General features: G+C 35.8%; 17 protein-coding genes and 1 tRNA gene. 12 read left to right on the forward strand and 6 right to left on the reverse strand.

Annotation, left to right across the window (positions count from 1 at the left end; genetic code table 11):
• Positions 1 to 16: 16 nt before the first annotated feature.
• The gene (gene ccoN, locus C8D70_RS16025; RefSeq protein WP_076597761.1) at positions 17 to 2296 is read right to left on the reverse strand and encodes a cytochrome-c oxidase, cbb3-type subunit I; all 2280 of its coding nucleotides are present in this window, start codon (positions 2294 to 2296) and stop codon (positions 17 to 19) included.
• Positions 2297 to 2480: 184 nt separating this feature from the next.
• Between ccoN and C8D70_RS16030 the strand changes: the two genes are divergently transcribed.
• The 4 genes from C8D70_RS16030 (at position 2481) to C8D70_RS16045 (ending at position 5792) form a co-directional block, all read left to right on the forward strand.
• Positions 2481 to 2774: a helix-turn-helix domain-containing protein gene (locus tag C8D70_RS16030; protein ID WP_047435138.1), complete on the forward strand. Its 294-nt coding sequence runs from the start codon at positions 2481 to 2483 to the stop codon at positions 2772 to 2774.
• A 274-nt stretch (positions 2775 to 3048) separates the two neighbouring features.
• On the forward strand, positions 3049 to 4467 hold the full coding sequence (locus tag C8D70_RS16035) for an amino acid permease (protein ID WP_110367984.1): 1419 nt from the start codon (positions 3049 to 3051) through the stop codon (positions 4465 to 4467).
• 263 nt (positions 4468 to 4730) lie between these two features.
• Entirely contained in the window at positions 4731 to 5363 is a 633-nt protein-coding gene (locus tag C8D70_RS16040; RefSeq protein ID WP_110367985.1) for an HdeD family acid-resistance protein, read from the forward strand.
• 96 nt (positions 5364 to 5459) lie between these two features.
• On the forward strand, positions 5460 to 5792 hold the full coding sequence (locus C8D70_RS16045; RefSeq protein WP_110367986.1) for a hypothetical protein: 333 nt from the start codon (positions 5460 to 5462) through the stop codon (positions 5790 to 5792).
• A gap of 301 nt (positions 5793 to 6093) precedes the next feature.
• Here C8D70_RS16045 and C8D70_RS16050 read toward each other — a convergent pair.
• A tRNA-Gln gene (locus C8D70_RS16050) sits at positions 6094 to 6164 on the reverse strand.
• A gap of 100 nt (positions 6165 to 6264) precedes the next feature.
• Here C8D70_RS16050 and C8D70_RS16055 point away from each other — a divergent pair.
• The 5 genes from C8D70_RS16055 to C8D70_RS16075 all read left to right on the forward strand — a co-directional run bounded on the left by C8D70_RS16055 (position 6265) and on the right by C8D70_RS16075 (position 10337).
• Entirely contained in the window at positions 6265 to 7293 is a 1029-nt protein-coding gene (locus C8D70_RS16055) for an AMP-binding protein (protein WP_110367987.1), read from the forward strand.
• A gap of 40 nt (positions 7294 to 7333) precedes the next feature.
• The gene (gene arfB, locus C8D70_RS16060) at positions 7334 to 7726 is read left to right on the forward strand and encodes an alternative ribosome rescue aminoacyl-tRNA hydrolase ArfB (RefSeq protein WP_110367988.1); all 393 of its coding nucleotides are present in this window, start codon (positions 7334 to 7336) and stop codon (positions 7724 to 7726) included.
• 47 nt (positions 7727 to 7773) lie between these two features.
• Positions 7774 to 8415, forward strand: a complete 642-nt coding sequence (locus C8D70_RS16065; protein ID WP_110367989.1) for a hypothetical protein — start codon at positions 7774 to 7776, stop codon at positions 8413 to 8415.
• Between the two features lie 294 nt (positions 8416 to 8709).
• A complete protein-coding gene (locus tag C8D70_RS16070) occupies positions 8710 to 9090 on the forward strand; it encodes a GreA/GreB family elongation factor (protein ID WP_076597757.1) in 381 nt (126 codons plus the stop codon).
• A 272-nt stretch (positions 9091 to 9362) separates the two neighbouring features.
• On the forward strand, positions 9363 to 10337 hold the full coding sequence (locus C8D70_RS16075; protein WP_047097747.1) for a deoxyhypusine synthase family protein: 975 nt from the start codon (positions 9363 to 9365) through the stop codon (positions 10335 to 10337).
• Positions 10338 to 10463: 126 nt separating this feature from the next.
• Here the strand turns inward: C8D70_RS16075 and C8D70_RS20885 are convergent, their stop codons facing one another.
• Positions 10464 to 10610 (reverse strand): hypothetical protein, encoded by a 147-nt coding sequence (locus C8D70_RS20885; protein WP_181416147.1) that lies wholly within the window; start codon positions 10608 to 10610, stop codon positions 10464 to 10466.
• A 73-nt stretch (positions 10611 to 10683) separates the two neighbouring features.
• Here C8D70_RS20885 and C8D70_RS16085 point away from each other — a divergent pair, with 73 nt between their 5' ends.
• Positions 10684 to 10980: an MGMT family protein gene (locus tag C8D70_RS16085; RefSeq protein ID WP_076597759.1), complete on the forward strand. Its 297-nt coding sequence runs from the start codon at positions 10684 to 10686 to the stop codon at positions 10978 to 10980.
• Between the two features lie 280 nt (positions 10981 to 11260).
• Here C8D70_RS16085 and C8D70_RS16090 read toward each other — a convergent pair whose 3' ends face one another.
• Positions 11261 to 11653 carry a helix-turn-helix transcriptional regulator gene (locus C8D70_RS16090; RefSeq protein WP_076595785.1) on the reverse strand — a complete coding sequence of 131 codons (393 nt, stop codon included), beginning with the start codon at positions 11651 to 11653 and terminating at the stop codon, positions 11261 to 11263.
• A gap of 315 nt (positions 11654 to 11968) precedes the next feature.
• On the reverse strand, positions 11969 to 13861 hold the full coding sequence (gene htpG, locus C8D70_RS16095; RefSeq protein ID WP_076595786.1) for a molecular chaperone HtpG: 1893 nt from the start codon (positions 13859 to 13861) through the stop codon (positions 11969 to 11971).
• Between the two features lie 152 nt (positions 13862 to 14013).
• On the opposite strand from htpG, the gene C8D70_RS16100 reads away from it, so the two are divergent.
• On the forward strand, positions 14014 to 16908 hold the full coding sequence (locus tag C8D70_RS16100; protein ID WP_110367991.1) for an alpha/beta hydrolase family protein: 2895 nt from the start codon (positions 14014 to 14016) through the stop codon (positions 16906 to 16908).
• Between the two features lie 140 nt (positions 16909 to 17048).
• Positions 17049 to 18482, forward strand: coding sequence for a hypothetical protein (locus C8D70_RS16105; RefSeq protein WP_110367992.1), 1434 nt, complete (start codon positions 17049 to 17051; stop codon positions 18480 to 18482).
• 307 nt (positions 18483 to 18789) lie between these two features.
• Here the strand turns inward: C8D70_RS16105 and recA are convergent, their stop codons facing one another.
• Complete coding sequence (gene recA, locus C8D70_RS16110) at positions 18790 to 19791, reverse strand: recombinase RecA (protein WP_047419990.1); 1002 nt, start codon at positions 19789 to 19791, stop codon at positions 18790 to 18792.
• Positions 19792 to 20103 lie beyond the last annotated feature (312 nt).

Consider the following 20103-nt stretch of genomic DNA (forward strand, 5'->3'; position numbering starts at 1 on the left):
AGTTTAATTTTAAATGTTACTCTACGCTTGCAGTCTGTACCTGTGTTGTTTTAATGTCTGTACCTAATCTTTGCAGGTAAGCAATCATCGCTACAATTTCTCTTTGTTCAAGGGGTACATAAGCAGATCCTTTTGCTGTTTTTTCTTTGCCCATCTGATCTTTTACATCTGTTGCTTCAGAATAAATTCTCTGTACAATTGCTTTGGACTGGTTGTCTGCCCACTGGTTGGCAGAATCTATCTGAGCTTTTGTATAAGGAACACCGAAGGCATTTTTCATCAGTTTCATTTTATCCACCATTTGTGTTCTGTCCAGTTTATTGCTGATTAACCATGGGAAACGAGGCATAATAGAACCTGCAGAAGTAATTCTTGGGTTATACATGTGTTTGAAGTGCCATGAATCCGGGTTTCTTCCTCCTTCTCTTTGAAGATCCGGCCCTGTTCTTTTAGAACCCCATAAGAAAGGTCTGTCATAGATAAACTCTCCTGCTTTGGAATACTGTCCGTTTTTCCCTTCAAATCTTACCACTTCATCTCGGAAAGGTCTGATCATTTGTGAGTGGCATGAGTTACATCCTTCACGGATATAAAGATCTCTGCCTTCCAGCTCCAATGGCGTATATGGTTTTACCGCAGTAATTGTTGGAACACTTTGCTTCAGTGACAACGTAGGAACAATTTCCACCAATCCACCGATTGCTATAGTGATGAAAGCTAATACAGAAAGGAGAGTAGGTGTTCTTTCCAACCAAAGGTGTATGCCTTCGCCTTCTTTTCTTGAACTACCGATATTGGCTAACGCAGGAGCCTCTGCCGGAACTTCTTTCTGGAATGAACCAGCTTTAATAGTTTTAATAACATTTACAACCATTAGGATAGCTCCTGAAAGATAGAACAGTCCTCCTAAGAATCTCATTTTATAGTAAGGAATGACAGCTGTTACAGTATCCAGCCAGTTTTTCCATAATAAGGTTCCGTCCGGGTTGAACTGTTTCCACATTAACCCCTGTGTGAATCCTGAAATATACATGGGTACTGCATAGAAAATAATTCCTAATGTTCCCAGCCAGAAGTGCCAGTTGGCCAGTTTTTTAGACCAAAGGGATGTTCTCCACATAATCGGTACCAGGTAATAAACAATTCCGAATGCCATGAAACCATTCCATCCGAGCGCACCAATGTGTACGTGCCCGATTACCCAGTCGGTATAATGTCCAATTTTATTTAATGATTTTGTTGCTAATAAAGGTCCTTCGAATGTAGCCATACCATAACATGTGACAGCAACTACGAAAAACTTAAGAATAGGATTTTCTCTTACTTTATCCCATGCACCTCTTAAGGTAAGAAGACCATTCAGCATCCCTCCCCATGATGGGGCAATAAGCATGATAGAGAATCCTGTTCCTACTGCCTGTGCCCACGCCGGTAAAGCTGTATATTGCAGATGGTGAGGGCCGGCCCAAAGGTATACAAAGATCAGCGACCAGAAGTGAATAATGGATAGTTTGTATGAGAATACCGGCCGCTGAGCTGCTTTTGGCATAAAGTAATACATAAGACCTAATACAGGGGTTGTTAATACGAATGCTACCGCATTGTGCCCATACCACCATTGTACTAATGCATCTTTTACCCCTGCATATACAGAATAGGATTTCCAGCTTGTGAAAGATAACGGAACTTCAAGATTATTGAAGATGTGAAGCATAGCTACAGCAATCCAGGTTGCCAGATAGAACCAGATTGCTACATAAAGGTGTCTCACTCTTCTCTTAGCAATAGTTCCGAACATATTGATTCCGAAAATGATCCATGAGAATGCAATTAAGATATCGATTGGCCATTCATGTTCGGCATATTCTTTAGAAGTATTGATTCCCATAAGGAAAGTGATGACTACACTAACGATCATCAGCTGCCAAGACCAGAAGTGAATCCATGAAAGAGTGTCACTGTACATTCTGGTTTTAAGAAGCCTCTGCATACTGTAATAAGCACCGCAGAAAAAGGAATTACATACAAAAGCAAAAATGACAGCACTGGTATGAAGCATTCTGATTCTTCCGAAGCCCATGGCACCTTGAGTATTGATCAGTCCCTGAATATTACCCGAAGCTAAGCTTTTAATAGTTGTATCATCTGTACCGAATAAAAATTCAGGCAGTTCAGGATAAAAAAGCATCAATGCAGCTGTAAGCCCCAGCAGAAATCCTACAAGTCCGAATGCGATAGTCGCATAAAGGAATGCTCTGACAATATTATTGTCATAATTAAATTTTTGCGTCTCCATAAATTCCAATAGTGTTTACCGAAGTGATATTTTCTCTGAAAAAAGACGTATTTTTAAGCCTTTTCTCTATTGAAAATAAATATCATGTAACGTGTGTAATGTTTTGCCAAAGGTATTTATTAACTTTGTTAGAGGCTAATAGATAATCTTCTAAAATATACCGAAAACTACTAAAACGAAAACGATGAAAGTATGTGGACAAAATATCAGGAAAATACGTAGGAGCAGAGATCTTACGCAGGAATACATGGCTTTTGAAATGGGGATTTCCCAAAAGGCATATTCCGATATTGAGAATTCCAAGGTGAAGATCAACCTGGAAATACTGACTAAAATATCCGATATTTTAGACATCAAGCCATCTGATATCTGTAGTATTTCGCATAAGTGCGGAACTGATGGATATGAAGATAAATACCAAAACCTTTTGGAATACATGAAAAAAAATGATATTTCAATTCCGAAAGAATTTTTATAGACCTTTCTTAGATAATTTATAAAGGAATGACCTCTTTCAAAAATAGAAAGAGGTCATTCTTTTGATATAGAAGGAGGTGAATTATTTAGTATTGATAGGGTAAAATACAATCTTAACTACACTTATTAAGAATGTTTTTGTAATTGTATTTAAACTTTATTTATAATGAAGTAAAAAGAAAAGATGCGGATGAGTCTGAATTCTCAATTTACCCCATGCAATGTGAATTTCTCTGAAAAGTTTTTATATATTTAGCGACCGAATAATTCATTCAATGAGCAACGAAAATAAAACAGGACAAAACGAGACTTTAGTTAGAGGATTAACAAATCGACACATACAATTAATTGCCCTTGGAGGAGCTATAGGAACAGGGCTGTTTCTGGGAATTGGGCCAGCAGCAGTACTGGCAGGACCCTCTGTAATCTTAGGGTATGCTTTAGCAGGAATTATAGCCTTTTTTATTATGCGTCAGCTGGGTGAAATGGTAGTTCAGGAACCTGTTTCGGGAAGTTTTAGTTACTTTGCCTATAAATATTGGGGAAATTTCCCGGGATTTGCTTCCGGATGGAACTACTGGATTCTCTATATTCTGGTAAGTATGGCGGAACTTACCGCTATCGGGCATTACATTCATTTTTGGTGGCCGGAAATACCACTCTGGGTCTCCAGCTTATTCTTCTTTGTGGTAATCAATGCGCTTAACCTGGCTTCTGTAAAGGTATACGGAGAAACAGAATTCTGGTTTTCCATCATCAAAGTAGTAGCTATTATTGCGATGATTATTTTTGGAGTCTATCTTTTAATAAGTGGAACAGGAGGAGAAAAAGCAAGCATCACTAACCTTTGGAATGACGGAGGTTTCTTTCCCAAAGGATTATTTAATAAAACAGAAAACGGATATTCAGGATTATTTGCAGCAATGGCGATGATTATGTTCTCGTTCGGAGGACTTGAACTTATCGGAATTACAGCGGCAGAAGCCAAGAACCCGGAAAAAACTATTCCACAGGCAACCAATCAGGTGATCTACAGAATCCTTATTTTTTATGTAGGTGCTTTGGTGATTTTATTTGCATTGAGTCCCTGGAGAGATATTACAGAAGGATCAAGCCCTTTTGTAATGGTATTCCAGAATCTGAACGGACTTGAATTCAGTCTTTTTGGTAAAGTAATTCAGTTCAATACATTAATTGCGAATGTTCTTAACCTTATTGTTTTGACAGCCGCTTTGTCTGTTTACAACAGTAGTGTTTACAGTAACAGCAGAATGCTTTTCGGATTGGCTCAGCAGGGAAATGCTCCCAAATTCCTGAAAAAACTGAATAAAAACTCAGTTCCTACCAACGCAATCATTATTTCATCATGCTTTGCAGGGATTTGTATTATCATTAATAAATTAGTTCCGGAAAAAGCATTTGAATATTTAATGGCTTTGGTAGTATCAACATTGATCATTAACTGGCTGATGATATGTTACACGCATTTAAAGTTTAAGAAATCAATAAATGCAGATGGAGTTCAATCCAAATTCCCGTCTATATTTTATCCTATATCCAACTATATCTGTATTGCATTTCTGGTTCTGATCTTAGGGCTTATGAGCATTACAGGAATGGAAATTCAGGTAATTCTTATTCCGATATGGATTGGCTTTTTGTTCGTGATGTATAAATTGTACAAACCAAAATAAAAATATAAAACAGATCTATACATATTTTGGAAAGGTGAAAATCAAATGATTTTCACCTTTTTTTCTGAGGATCTTTTGATGGACTTTCTAAATAAGGAAGAGATAAAAATCATTGGATGAGTACTTCCCATTTTCGCTTATTTTTTGTATATTGGTAAGAGGTTATATTTCAAATTCAGGTGAAAAAAATATAATCTGGTTGCAATACCTGCGGAGAAGCCGAAAACCGTTACAAAAAGTAGGCATTATCAAAAAAGACACCTATGGCCAATTTATTTCAAACCCTTACCAATACCGTAAAACATTGGTATATTCCATTAATCTTCGGGATTATTTTCCTTATCTGTGGTTTTTATGTATTCAGTGTGCCTTTGGCAACATATGTTACACTCTCAATTTTTTTCAGTGTTTCCTTTTTATTTTCAGGAATAACAGAAATATTCTTTTCCTTACAAAACAGTAAATCGTTACAGGGTTGGGGCTGGTTTCTTGTAAGTGGATTATTAACAACAGCAATAGGAGTTTACCTAATTGCAAACCCTCAGATTTCCATGACGGTACTTCCGTTTGTAATCGGATTTACTTTGCTGTTTCGTTCCTTTCAATTACTGGGCTTTGCATTTGACCTGAAAAGCATGAGGATAATGAGTTGGGGAAATGTAGCTTTGGCGAGTGTAGGAGGCATAATATTTTCCCTGTTGCTGATATTCAATCCGGTATTCACAGGAATTTCACTGGTTACCCTTACAGGTGTTTCTTTCATCTTCATGGGAATAGCTTCCATTATGCTGGCTTTAGACTTAAGAAAAGTTAAAAAAATTCCGGGAAAAGTAAGTCAGGAATTAAGGGATAAAATCAAATCAATACAGGAAGAAATTGATGAGCTTGAAAAATAAATAATATGATGATTGTATTCCTTTACTCAAATAACTATATTAAATGAAAGTTGGTTTAAAAAAACTATTTACCTTAAGCCTCAATTCGATTAAAGTATGAAAATATTTGTTTTTTTGTTTTTATTATGTTTATTTTCTTGTGGAGAAATTGATTGTAATACTGTGAAAAAAGGTTTCTATCTTAATGAGTACAACTTAATTGTGGAAGGATCAAATATAAATGAAGTATGGATAAAGATTAGAGGAACTGTTCCAAAAACTGAAAAAAAAACTAGTATTATGGTACATAATAATTGGATGGTAGACTTAGACGAAGTTGAAGAGGGAGATACAATAATTAAGAGAGCGGGAAATCTAGAACTTGTCATTCATAAAAAAGATACAATTATTAGACATGATTGGTATTGTAAAGGAAAGCCTTATAAGTAAGTTTAATACTTGCTCTAATATTATCATCAAATTAGATAAGAGTGGAAGAAATTTCACTCTTATTTTTTTCATTTTATAGCTTTTTTGCCTACTGAAAATGAAACTTCAACTTTATAATCTTAATTTAAAAGATAGATTATTAAACTAGAAAACGCTTTCCCCTGCGATCTAGTTCAGAAGAGGTGAAAGACGGAACATTTTTCTTTTCAGATCAGCTAAACTTTTTCTTTTCCCAACTTTTGTGTTTGATTTACTAATTTTAGAATAAAAAACAAAAACCATCCTTTTTAAGGATGGTTTGTAGACTCACAGGGATTCGAACCCCAGATGACTGAACCAAAATCAGTAGTGTTACCGCTACACCATGAGTCTCTGTTTGTTTTAGTGGTGCAAATTTACAGCTTTTTTCTTTATATACAAGAGATTTTTGAATTTTTTTTTAAATTTACTGTAGAATTTATTTACAGAAAACATGCTGATAGACTTCAATAATCTCAATATTAATCAATTATCATTCGGTACCGAATTTGAAAAAAAAGTGAAAACCTTTCTGGAGGAATGGTTTTCAGAAAATGCAGTAGTAAAGGTCCAGACTTCAGGCTCTACCGGAGTTCCGAAAATTTTTGAGATCGAAAAAAAGAAAATGGTTAATTCCGCAGTAATGACCTGTAATTTTCTGGGATTAAAAGAAGGGGATACCGCATTACTCTGCCTGCCTGTGGAATATATCTCCGGGAAAATGATGATTGTACGTTCCATAGAAAGAAAACTGAAGTTAAAAATTACTGATCCTTCTTTAAAACCGATGGAAAATCTAGATGGAGAAATAGACTTTTGTGCCATGACACCCCTTCAGGTGGAAAACTCTCTGGAAAAGCTTCATCTGATTAAAAACCTGATCATTGGTGGTGCTGCCGTCTCAGAAAGTCTGAAAAGTAAAATCCTGCAAATGAATCTTAGTCCTTCAAATCGTATTTTTGAAACCTATGGAATGTCTGAAACCCTTTCCCATATTGGCTTAAAGCAATTGATGCCGGAACAGGAAGAGTATTTCACCGTTTTTGAAAATGTAAAAATCTCTTTAGATGACAGAGGTTGTCTGAAGATTTTTGCTCCCAATGTAAATGCTGAAGAATTGCAAACTAATGATTTAGTTGAAATCAGAAATGATAAAGAGTTTAAATTCCTTGGGAGGATTGATAATATAATTAACTCCGGAGGCGCAAAAATTTTTCCGGAAACCCTGGAAGCTCTGGTAAAAAAAGAACTCCCGAACGAAGCTGTATTTATGGGGTTGCCTGACGAAAGTTTAGGTCAGAAATTGATATTGATTATAGAAGGAGATGAATCTGATGAGGTGAAAAAGAAAGTTTCAGAAATATCATTTGAGAAAAATTTTCACAGACCTAAAGAAATTATTTTTGTGAGTGGAATTCCAAGAACTCCCAATGGAAAAATAAATAGATTAGAATTGTATAAAAATATAAACTCAAACCAATAGTCTCAGCTTTTGATTCTATTATTTTAAAATCTTAAAAACCATGAAAGACTTTTCAAAAGAACTCAGTTTCAAAACTTCCCGCAGCAGCGGTGCAGGAGGACAAAATGTCAATAAAGTGGAGACTGCAGTCACCGTACTTTGGAAAGTAGATGTATCAGAGTTTTTTAATGAAGACGAAAAAGTATTGATTCAGCTTAAACTGAAAAACAGGATCAATGCAGACGGTTTTTTATTCCTAACGGTTTCTGAAAGCAGAACCCAGCTCATGAATAAAAATAAAGCCATTGAAAAAATACTTGAAATGGTAAACAAAGCTCTTGTTGTTCCCAAAAAAAGAACAGTAACCAAGCCTTCAAAAGGACAGAAACAAAAAAGGCTGGATAACAAGAAAAAGCTTTCAGACAAAAAAGAAAACAGACGTTTCAGATTTTAATTAGTTTTTCCATAAAAAACTTTATTTTTGTCGGAAACTTTAAAACCATGATAAAAAAAATAATCGTAGTTGGAGTGTTCTCAATCTCCACTTTATCTTTCGCTCAGAAATTTTCTATCAGGCCTTCCGTAGGATATGCATGGAGAACAGCAAAAACAATTTCCGGCCTTAGCAGGGAAGAAGAACAATATGTAAAAGGTCTTAAAAACGGACTGAACTTTGATATTGCTGCCCATTATGAAGTGAAAAACGGTCTTGCGTTTGGACTGAAGTATTCTAATTACAGTGCATCCAGTGACGGATTTTTACTTGGAAATGTCAACGGAATGCCTGTGTCTGTTCCTGTAACAACAAAAGATAATATTACATTTTTCGGTTTCTCCGGACTTATTTCAAATAACCATCTGTCTACCAGACATAAGGTATTTGCAGATATCGCACTGGGAGTACTATCTTATACTACAAAAACAGGATCTGTAAAAGGTACCGGTAGTACGTTCGGGGCAGAAGTTGATTTTGGATATCAATATCAGGTAAGCAAGAATTTTCTGATTGGGCCAAAAGTAGGTTTAAGCGGCGGTACTCTGAATAAAATGAAGATAAACGGAGTTACCTATAAATTTGATGATGATCAAAAAGAAGGTTTACATAGAGTTTCTTTAAGTGCAGCCGCTACATTTCGTTTTTAAGCCGTATCTTTGTTAGAATTAATAATAATTGATAATGACAGCAACAATCTTTTTATCTGCAGAACACCGCCGGTCAGGATTGCTGCTGTCTTTACTTTATCTTCATACAGATTCTTTTCTGAAAAGTTCTAAGGACTTCATTATTTAAGCCCTGTCAGGATCCAGGACAGGGAATCATCACGAATTTTATTTATCGCTTTTTGCAGTTTTCCAGAGAAGAAGGCTGTTATATGCCTGGATTCTACTTTGGATCATCAGGGAATAACTGCATTTAATTTTTTTAAAATGAAGAAAATGTCTAATCATATTATTGTAACCACCGGAATTTATGATGCTATAAAAGATACACTTAGAAGAAAAAAAGTGAGCATCGGAGAAGAAAAGAGATTAACTGAAGAGCTTAGAAAGGCAAAGCAAGTGTTGAGAAGAGATCTTCCTGCCGATATCGTAACGGTTGAAAGAAAAGTGACATTAAAAGACCATACCTTAGATTTTGAACACGAGTATATTTTTGTGGCATCTAACAAAGAAAAACTAAAAAAGAATAAGCATTCCATACTGTCGGAGATTGCGCTTGCAGTAGTAGGGTATAAAGTAGGAGATATCATCAACTGGCCTTTCAAAGACGGAGAAAGGAAAATCGAGATCCTGAAAGTGGAAGCCTGGGAAGGATAAATCTCTTTGAATATTATTAAGTTGAATTACAATGAAAGCGCGGCTTATTTGGGCTGCGCTTTTTTATTAATATAATCCATCTTAAAAATTAAATGGCACAAGTTTTTTTATAAGTTAAAAGCTTTAAGGCGCTATGTTTGGGAACTCTTTGCATATTTTACAAAACAGCGTTGGAATTTAACAAATGATAAAAAATACTCTTCTATCACACTTTCTTCAGGTGCTTTAGCTTCATTCCGTTTTTAAGTTTTATCTTTGCAAAAATTAAAAAAATGAGCAAACCGATAACTGAATTCATAGAAAAGTATTACCTGCACTTCAACGCAGCTGCATTGGTGGATGCTTCTAAAGGATATGTTGCACATCTTAAAGATGGCGGAAAAATGATGATTACTTTGGCAGGAGCAATGTCTACTGCTGAATTAGGAAAGATTCTTGCTGAAATGATCCGTCAGGGAAAAGTGGATTTTATCTCTTGTACAGGGGCTAACCTTGAAGAAGATTTAATGAATCTTGTAGCACACTCTCACTATGAAAGAGTTCCTCATTATAGAGATTTAACAGCTCAGGATGAGTGGGATCTTTTGGAAAGAGGCCTGAACAGAGTTACAGATACCTGTATCCCTGAAGAAGAAGCTTTCAGAAGATTACAAAAACATATCGTGGAGATCTGGAAAGATGCAGAAGCTAAAGGAGAAAGATACTTCCCTCACGAATTTATGTACAAAATGATCCTTTCAGGAGTATTGGAGCAGTATTATGAAATTCCCAGAGAAAACTCATGGATGATTGCTGCTGCAGAAGCCAACCTGCCAATCGTAGTACCAGGATGGGAAGATTCTACAATGGGGAACATCTTCGCTTCTTACTGTATCAAAGGCGAGCTTAAAGCCACTACCATGAAATCAGGGATCGAATATATGACTTACCTTGCAGACTGGTATACTAAAAATTCAGGAGGAAAAGGAGTTGGATTCTTCCAGATTGGTGGAGGTATCGCTGGAGATTTCCCTATTTGTGTAGTTCCAATGCTATATCAGGATATGGAAATGCATGATATTCCTTTCTGGTCTTATTTCTGCCAGATTTCTGATTCTACAACATCTTACGGTTCATATTCAGGAGCGGTTCCAAATGAAAAAATCACCTGGGGTAAACTGGATATTACTACACCGAAATTTATCGTTGAAAGTGATGCAACCATCTGTGCACCATTGATGTTCTCTTATATCTTAGAAAACGCTTAAGAATAAAAGTCTCACCAGAGATTACAATACCAGCGCTTCAATTCATTTGGAGCGCTTTTTTATTTGCTAGATTGCGTTTTCCAAAAATTCTTTACAAACATCTGTGCAATCCGTGGGAAAATAAAATCAATCCAAAGAATTCACCAGCACAAAGTATCGATAGGCCAGAACTCCCTTTTCTATCTTAGTCAGATGATTAGGATCTTTATTACTCAGTTTCGGAAGAACTTTTCTATTAACGGTATTCAACAGCCTGAAAAATGATTTTTTCATATCTTTATCTTTTAATGAAACATCATCGAGTTTGATAGAATTCAAAAATGATGCAAAAATATAGAAAACAGATATGGACGAAATTTTCAAACAACAGGTCTACGAAGTGGCAAGACTTATTCCCAAAGGAAGAGTATCTACATATGGCGCCATAGCAAAGGCTGTTGGTTACCCTAATCATTCCAGACATGTAGGAAAAGCGATGGGAGGATGTCCCAAAGATGTTCCTGCACACCGAGTGATTTCAAGCTCAGGAGTATTATCTGTCCCCGAATTTCAGCCTAAGCTGGAAGCTGAAGGAATCATTGTGGAAAATCTTAGAATAAAAAATTTCAGAAAACTCTTTTGGAATCCGCTGGATGAATTGTGAATTTCAAAGAATCTTTTTCACGCAAAGTTTTCTCTGAATATCGTAATATTTTTAAGAGAGCAAAGCCGGAATCCATTTCATTGATTCTTTCTAAGCGAATGTATTACTCAAAGCTTCATCAGCGACAATGTCGCAGCTCTTTGCCTCCTGAAATAAAAAACATTCGAATTACTATGCCTTTTGCGTTAAAAAACTCTTGCATCAATATTATACATCACAAAAAATGTCACTCCATAATTGAATAGGAGTGACACCAATATTTTTAAAGTTTCAAACTTTCTTACTTTCTTCCTCTCGGTAGACCTTTCAATTCTTCTTTCAGCCTTTCATTTTCTTCTTTTAATAGGGCAATATAGCTTTGTAGGTTTTCAATAATAGCCCCCGGAATATTATCATAATTATTTTGATTCGTAATAATTCCCGCAGAAGAAGATCTGTCATTAAATACAGGATGATCATTATTGATAATTACTGCAGGTTCATCTTCTTCATAAATGTCCTCAAACGGCACATCCAGAAAACGGGCAAGTTTGTCCCATTCATCTTTTACAATTCTTACATCACCGCTTTCTTTTCTGCTGTAATTAGATACATCCGTTGCAATAAAGTCAGCTACCTGCTGTTGGGTGTAGCCTTTCTGCTTTCTGATGAGACGTAATTTTTCTTTTTGCATGACCTACATTTTATACAAAAATGGCAAAAAAGCAGAAGCTATACAATAAAAAGCAGAAAAAATATGCGATAAAGAATAAGATTAAAGATAAAATGAAACTAAACTTAAAAACAGAAGTGTTATCTGATTTAATTGTTGAAAATTTTCTTTGCAGTGGTCGTTTATTTCATAATAACTTCTGATTAATCAAAGATAATGTCTTAAAGGATGAGATTCAAACCTTATAGGTTTCTAAAACCTATAAGGTTTGAATTAGCTATATATAATTTTTTAAACAAAAAAAGACTGCTTCAAAATGAAACAGTCTCTTGTCAATTATTTTTCAAGCTGCTTATAGCTTCTCTGTATAAAATCTGTCAGGTCTTTTCCTTTCAGTAAGTTTTGGGAAAGCTTTGCCAGATCGAGAGCATATTTAATTAGATTTTCTTTCTCTTCTGTATTCTCAGTTTTTAAGATCTGATTAGAAAGCTCACTGTTCGAGTTTACCACAAGATTATACATTTCCGGGAATCCTCCCATTCCAAACATGCCGCCCCCGCCTGTAGCCTGCATTTCTTTCATTCTTCTCATGAATTCAGGCTGCGTAATCGTAAACGGAGCATCATTGCTGTCAAGGTCTTCCAGTTGCACTGTAAATTTTGAATCCTGAATTGCCTCTTCTACATTCTTCTTCAAAGACTCTTTTTCAGTGTCATTCAGTTTTGAAATAACAGGTTCATCTTTTTTGATAAGGTTATTAACGTGATCAGCATCTACTCTCGCAAATGAAATATTTTCTTTTGAAGTTTCCAGTTTTTGAATTACGTGTGAAATGATAGGAGAATCCAATAGCAGAACTTCGTATCCTTTATCTTTTGCAGACTGGATGTAGCTGTGCTGTTCATCTGCGTTTGTAGCATATAATACAACCAGTTTGTTGTCTTTATCAGTTTGCATCGGCTTGATTTTCTCTACCAATTCATCCCAAAGGAAATATTTACCGTCTGTTGTAGGATATAAAGTGAATTTGTCTGCTTTTTCAGCAAATTTTTCTTCAGTAACGATTCCATATTCAATAACAACCTTGATGTCGTTCCATTTTTGTTCATAATCTTCACGGTTTTCATTGATTAAAGAAGCCATTTTGTCGGCAACTTTTTTCGTGATGTAAGATGAAATTTTCTTTACAGCGCCATCTGCCTGAAGATAAGAACGGGAAACATTCAATGGGATATCCGGAGAATCAATTACACCTCTCAGAAGCATCAGAAAATCAGGAACGATTCCTTTTACTTCATCCGTTACAAATACCTGGTTTTGGTATAATTGAATTTTATCTTTGTCAATATTTAAATTGTTGCTCAGTTTCGGGAAGAATAAAATTCCGGTAAGGTTGAAAGGGTAATCAACATTCAGGTGAATATTGAATAAAGGTTCCTCAAACTGCATTGGATATAATTCGTGGTAGAACTTCATATAATCCTCGTTGGTCAGTTCGCTTGGAGCAATCGTCCATGCCGGAACCGGATTGTTGATAATATTGTCCACCTCTTCCGTTTCAGCTACAGCATCTTCAGGAGCATCTTCCGGTAAAGGAAGTGTATGTGTTTTAGTCCCGAATTTAATCGGAACAGGCATAAATTTGTTATATTTTAATAGCAGTTCACGAATTTTTGCTTCTTCTAAAAATTCTACAGAATCTTCAGCAATATGAAGGATAATTTCCGTTCCTCTGTCTGTTTTGTCAGTAGTTTCTTCAAGTGTAAATTCCGGGCTACCATCACAGATCCAACGTACTGCCGGCTCATCTTTATAAGATTTTGTAAGAATTTCTACCTTTTCTGCCACCATGAATGCAGAGTAGAATCCAAGACCAAAGTGTCCGATAATTCCTGAATCCTTTGCAGAGTCTTTATATTTCTCCAAAAATTCTTCAGCTCCTGAGAAGGCAACCTGGTTGATATATTTTTCAACTTCTTCACCTGTCATCCCGATACCTTGGTCAATAATTCGTAAAGTTTTCTGGTCTTTATCAATTTTAACTTCAAGTTTCGGGTTTCCGTATTCCACTTTTGCTTCACCAATGCTTGTCAGGTGTTTTAATTTTAAAGTAGCATCAGTTGCGTTAGAGATTAATTCTCTTAAGAATATTTCGTGGTCACTGTAAAGAAATTTTTTGATAAGCGGGAAAATGTTTTCCACAGATACATTAATATTTCCTTTAGTCATCATATTTTATATTTTAATTATTCAAAATACTTCTCAAAAAAAATACCATGAAGAAGAAAGTGACAGAATGACATTTTTTCAGGCTGAAACAGTCTTGTTATAGAGATTTGTCAAAGAAATATCTTACTTTTAATTCTTAAAATATTTTAAAAATGAAGTTGAAATGTACAGTTTTTATGCTGCTCATCATGACCTTATGGGTATATGGGCAGAAGAAGCCTTTAGACCATTCTGTTTACGACAGCTGGCAAAATATCGGATCTAGAAAAATCTCAAATGACGGAAAATGGATTGCCTATTCGGTAGATGTTCAGGAAGGTAATTCTACCCTTTCTTTATATTCTGTTAAAAATAAAACAACAAAGAAGTTTGCAAGAGCTGCCAAAGTGGATTTTACCCATGATTCCAGGTTCGCTGTTTTTCAAATCCGCCCGCAGCATAAAGATATAAAAGCGGTAAAGGATAAAAGACTGAAGAAGAATAAATTACCGAAAGACAGCCTTGCTATTGTTGATTTCTTCAATGATAAAACAGAGAAAGTTCCGAATGTAAAATCATTTAAAATTCCTGAAAAGGCAGGCTCCTATGTTGCTTATCTTCTGGAAAATATAAAAGATAAATCTTCTGATGATGCTTCTGATAAAGAGGATGGAGATGAAAACAAAGATGAAGAAAAAAATGTAAAACCATTACAGCTGGTAGTGCGAAATCTATTGGATGGAAAAAGTACAACCTATGATAATGTAGTACGTTATGAGTTCAGCAAAAATGGGAAGCAGCTTGTCTTTGTAACAAAAAAACCGGACGAAAAAAAGGATAAAAAAGAGGGGAAAGAATCAACAGATGAAAAATCTGCAGATAAAAAAGATACAGACAAATCAAAGCCGAAGAAATATGCATTGCAAACCGTGCAGGTAGTTGATCTTCAAAAAGGAACGGTCAATAAAATTTCTGAAATGGAAGGAGATTTTTCACAGCTATCTTTTGACGAAGAAGGAAACCAGTTGGCTTATGTAGGAACTTCTTCGGCGCAAAATGACCTGGTGAAATTGTATCAGTTGTATTACTTTAATTTTAAAGGAAACAAAAAAGAAATTGTTACTAATGAAAATGCTCAGATGAAAAAGAATTGGGTAATTTCTGAAAACCGATTACCTATTTTCAGTAAAAACGGAAAACAGCTGTACTTTGGTGTTGCTCCCAAACCTATCGCAAAAGATACGGCAATGATTGCGAATGACCACGCGGTAGTAGATATCTGGAATTACAGAGATGATTATCTGCAAACGGTACAGTTAAAAGAATTGAAAAATGATCTGAAAAAATCTTATGCAGCAGTAATGCAAACGGAAAAACCGGACTTTTTTAGAAATATCGATGGAGAAGATCTGGACACTTTACGACTGGTAAATGAAGGAAATGCAGAATTTGCATTGGGAATTACGAGTATCAATAACAGAATTTCTTCACAATGGGAAGGTGCAACAAAGAAAACCTATTTTCTGATCGACAATAGAACGGGAGACAGAACTGAAATTATTAAAAATCTGAATGGTGCAGCAGCTGTATCTCCGCTTGGTAAATTTGTTGTCATCTTTGACAGAGAAAAAGGGAAGTGGCTGAGCTATAATGTGAAGACCAAACAAACTCTTCCGTTGAATACGGGCTTACCTGTTTCCTTCGTTGACGAGGAATTTGATATGCCGGATTTTCCAAATTCTTATGGAATCGCATCATGGACGGATAAAGATGAATCTGTGATTATCAGAGACCGCTACGATCTTTGGGAGTTTTTCCTGAATGGTTCAAAAAAACCGAGAAATATAACCAATGGATTCGGACGTAAGAATAAAATAACATTTGAGACTTATGATTTGGATAAAGATATTAAAAGCATAAACAGAAAGGTGACAATTTACTTATCAGCATTTGATAATACAACCAAGGCCAACGGGATTTTCAAAACATTTGTTCAGTCAAACGCTGACCCTGTAAAAATTCAGATGGAAAATGTCTGGGGATACAGAACTCTTCAAAAAGCAAAAAATGCTGAAGCATATATTCTGATAAAAGAATCCTACACAGATTCTCCCAATATTTTTGCAACATCAGATTTTTCAGAACAACAAAAACTGAGCAATACCAATCCACAGCAAAAACAATATAACTGGGGAACAGATGAATTGGTAAACTGGACAACACCCAAAGGAAATACTTCGACAGGAGTTTTATACAAACCGGAAGATTTCAATCCGAATAAAAAATATCCTATGATCGTTTATTTCTATGAAAAGCTTTCAGATAATTTAAACCGTTATATAGCACCAGCTCCCACACCTTCAAGATTAAATATTTCTTATTTTGTGAGTAACGGATATCTGGTTTTTACTCCTGACATTTCTTACACAGATGGTTTCCCGGGAGAATCTGCTATGGAATATATTAATTCCGGAGTTGAGAAGTTAAAGCAAAATTCGTGGGTAGATGGTACTAAAATAGGAATTCAGGGACAAAGCTGGGGAGGTTATCAGGTAGCTTATCTTATTGCCCATACTAATATGTATGCCGCTGCATGGAGTGGTGCTCCTGTTGTTAACATGACTTCTGCCTATGGAGGAATCCGGTGGACTTCAGGAATGAACAGACAATTCCAGTATGAAAAATCACAAAGCAGATTAGGGAAAAACTTATGGGAAGCACCCGATCTTTATATTAAGAATTCACCCCTTTTTACTATTGATAAAGTACAAACTCCGGTAGTTATTATGAGTAATGATAAAGATGGAGCAGTACCCTGGTATCAGGGAATAGAAATGTTTACCGCATTACGCCGTCTCGGAAAACCAGTATGGCTTCTGAACTATAATGGGGATGACCATAACCTTGTAAAGCGTCAGAACAGAAAAGATATTCAAATCCGCGAACAGCAGTTTTTTGATTATTATCTTAAAGGCGCTAAAGCTCCGGTCTGGATGACAAAAGGTATCCCGGCAACCCAAAAAGGAAAAGATTGGGGATTTGAACTGACAGATGATAAACCTAATTAAAAAAAATCCGGCGAAGCCTTTGGCTTCGCTGGAATTTTTTATTATAAAAGCAATGAAGAAGAAACTGACACAATGGCATTTTTTTATGATGGGTCTGTTGAGCACTTTTATTATATTTACCGCCAATTATAAATAACAGTATGGGAATCTTTGATTTTTTTAAGAAAAAGAATAACAGTCAGGAAAATGTAAGTACTCCGGTTCAGAAAATGGAAATGCAGGAGGAAAAAGTAGTAGAGCAAATGGTGGAAGAAGTTGCAGAAACAACACAGGAAATCCCTTCACATCCGGTAGAAGAGCCAAAAGTAAATGAAGAATATGAAAAAATCAGGATTTATAATGATTATATCGTCTATTCTATAGCCCTTCAGCTAAGAGGTGAGTATACACCTCTTTCTGCTTTTGAAAAAGAAAATGGAGAGGTAGAAGGTTTTGCCTATATGGTAACTGAAGATGCCTATGCGATTTCTCCACAACAGGCGATTGCTCAAATGGAAGAAAAATTTGAAGGTGAGCTTCAGGGAGGTAAAATCAAATCTTATATGATTCTTTATCATTCTCAGTTTGATCATAACGGTAATCACATTCCGGCCATTCAGGAAGGAGAATTCAAGGGAATTTCACTTGCTTATCATTTTGCCGGTGATGAAAAGAAGAAAACAGGGTTGCCTTATATTTTCGAAAACCAAAATATCACCTATAAAGGTTTTGCAGAGTTCTCTCATGAAGAAAATAATGAGATCATGAATCATCAACTGATTGATGGTAAAAATTATTTTCCAAATACAGAAGGAATTGCGGCTCCTGAAACCACTAATGAAGCTGGGATTATCATCAGAAAATCGAATGTTCATAATCTTGTGAATACATGGAGTGGAGTTTTTGGACATCAGAATTTCCAGACTAAAGATTACGGACAGTACCTTAGCACAGTTTTAATGCAGTCTGCCGTTTCTGATCCTGCTGGAGAAGCCAAAAATAAAACCGAATTTCAAGATGTAAGGTTTAAAACCATTGTTACAGATGAATTGAGTACCATTATTCCTGAAGTGAAAACTAATTATACCCTGGATTTTGAAACCAGATCAATCAGAGAATGGGAAAATGCCCTGAATTTACAGGCGATTGTAGCAGGACCTGCCAGAGATACGTTTGGTGTTTGGTTCTTTGCCACAGATTATGCTGAAAATAGAAATACCTACATGACGCAGCCTCATCTGAAAGTAAATGTCAGCGGAATTATTTTCATTCTTGATGTTCACACAAATACTGATTTACCGGACGGGACTAAAATGAGTGAAGATTTCACTACCTACGCGCCAAGTCAGGATCTTCCTAATTATGCATGTTTTGACTTTATTGGGCAGATTGTAGACTTTAAGGAAACCGAATTGCTTGAAGACGGAAGCGTTAAAGGATATATCTTGAAACTGAAGTTGATCACAAATGAAGAGAATGAAGATTTCTTTACCATTGATGCTTTTGTGAATAAAGAGAATATGAGAATGGAAACACTTACAAAAGGGATGAAAGTAACCGGAGCACTTCAGCTGCAGGGTAAAATTGCTGAATAATTTTTAAAAAATATAAAAGCTTGAGGAGGTTGACCGAAAGGTCGGCCTCTTTTTCATTTGAGTTTTATCTTAAAAGCAAATGAATACAAGATTCGAAGGTGATCTTAAAAAGGCAAAGGCTTGAAACTTTGTTGCTGATGAAGTTTTGTAATAATGCGTTTGCTTAGAAAGAATCAATACAATTGATTCCGCCCTTTGCTCTCTTAAAAATATCAGAATATAAAATAAACTTTGCGTTAAAAAATATCTCTATTTTAAAAGCAAAAAAGGCAATCCGAAGATTGCCTTTTCTATATTTTTCTGAAAATTATTTGTTTTTCATTTCTTCCTTGATCTTGTTTTCCAATTCTTCGGAAAGATCAGGATTGTCTTTTAACACATCTTTTACAGCATCACGTCCCTGACCAAGTTTAGTCTCCTCGTAGCTGAACCATGATCCGCTTTTCTTCACAATTCCCATATCCACAGCAGTATCAAGAATTTCTCCTACTTTAGAAACTCCTTCACCATACATGATGTCGAATTCCGCCTGCTTGAAAGGAGGGGCTACTTTGTTTTTCACAATCTTCACTTTCACACGGCTACCGATTGCTTCGTCACCTTGTTTGATAGGTGCACTGGCTTTTCTGATATCAATTCTTACAGAAGCGTAGAACTTAAGAGCGTTACCTCCGGTAGTCGTTTCAGGGTTTCCGAACATCACACCAATCTTTTCTCTCAACTGGTTAATGAAAATCACGGTACATTTTGTTCTGGAAATAGTCGCAGTCAATTTTCTTAATGCCTGAGACATCAATCTTGCGTGAAGACCCATTTTAGAATCTCCCATTTCTCCTTCGATCTCTGCTTTTGGAGTAAGAGCAGCTACAGAGTCAATGACAACAATGTCAATAGCTCCAGAACGGATCAGGTTATCAGCAATTTCTAATGCCTGTTCACCGTTGTCTGGCTGAGAAATGATAAGATTTTCAAGATCGATTCCCAGTTTCGCAGCATAAGTTCTGTCAAAAGCGTGCTCTGCATCAATGAATGCTGCAATACCTCCTGCTTTTTGAGCTTCAGCAATAGCATGAAGGGTTAACGTTGTTTTACCTGAAGATTCCGGACCATATATTTCAATGATTCTTCCTTTGGGATATCCGCCTATACCTAAAGCAATATCTAAACCTAAAGAACCGGAAGGAATGACTTCAATGGTATTGTCTATAGATTCATCACCTAAAGTCATTACGGTTCCCTTTCCATATGTTTTATCTAGCTTATCAAGCACTAAAGCGAGTGCTTTTTTCTTATCATCAATGTTACTCATCTCTATTAAAATAATTTCTCAAAAATACATAATTTATAGATCAAAAGCTAATATTATTTATGCCTGAAAGCTGTTTTTAGAGTTAAAAAATGATAAAATTTTACTACTGATCTCATTCATAACGAAGCAGATGCAAAATGTGGTATGGATGATGGAAAAAATTGCAATCTGTTAGTTAGAAAGGATGCTGGAAGCTGGAAGAAGGGAGTTATTGAAGCTTGTAAAATGTATTGAACTTAATTTATTACTTTTACTAAGTGAGATGTATCGTCCAATAGAAACTTCCAGCCTCCATCTTCGGGCTTGCTGACT

The sequence above is a fragment of the Chryseobacterium sp. CBTAP 102 genome (assembly GCF_003201365.1).
Lineage (GTDB): Bacteria > Bacteroidota > Bacteroidia > Flavobacteriales > Weeksellaceae > Chryseobacterium > Chryseobacterium candidae.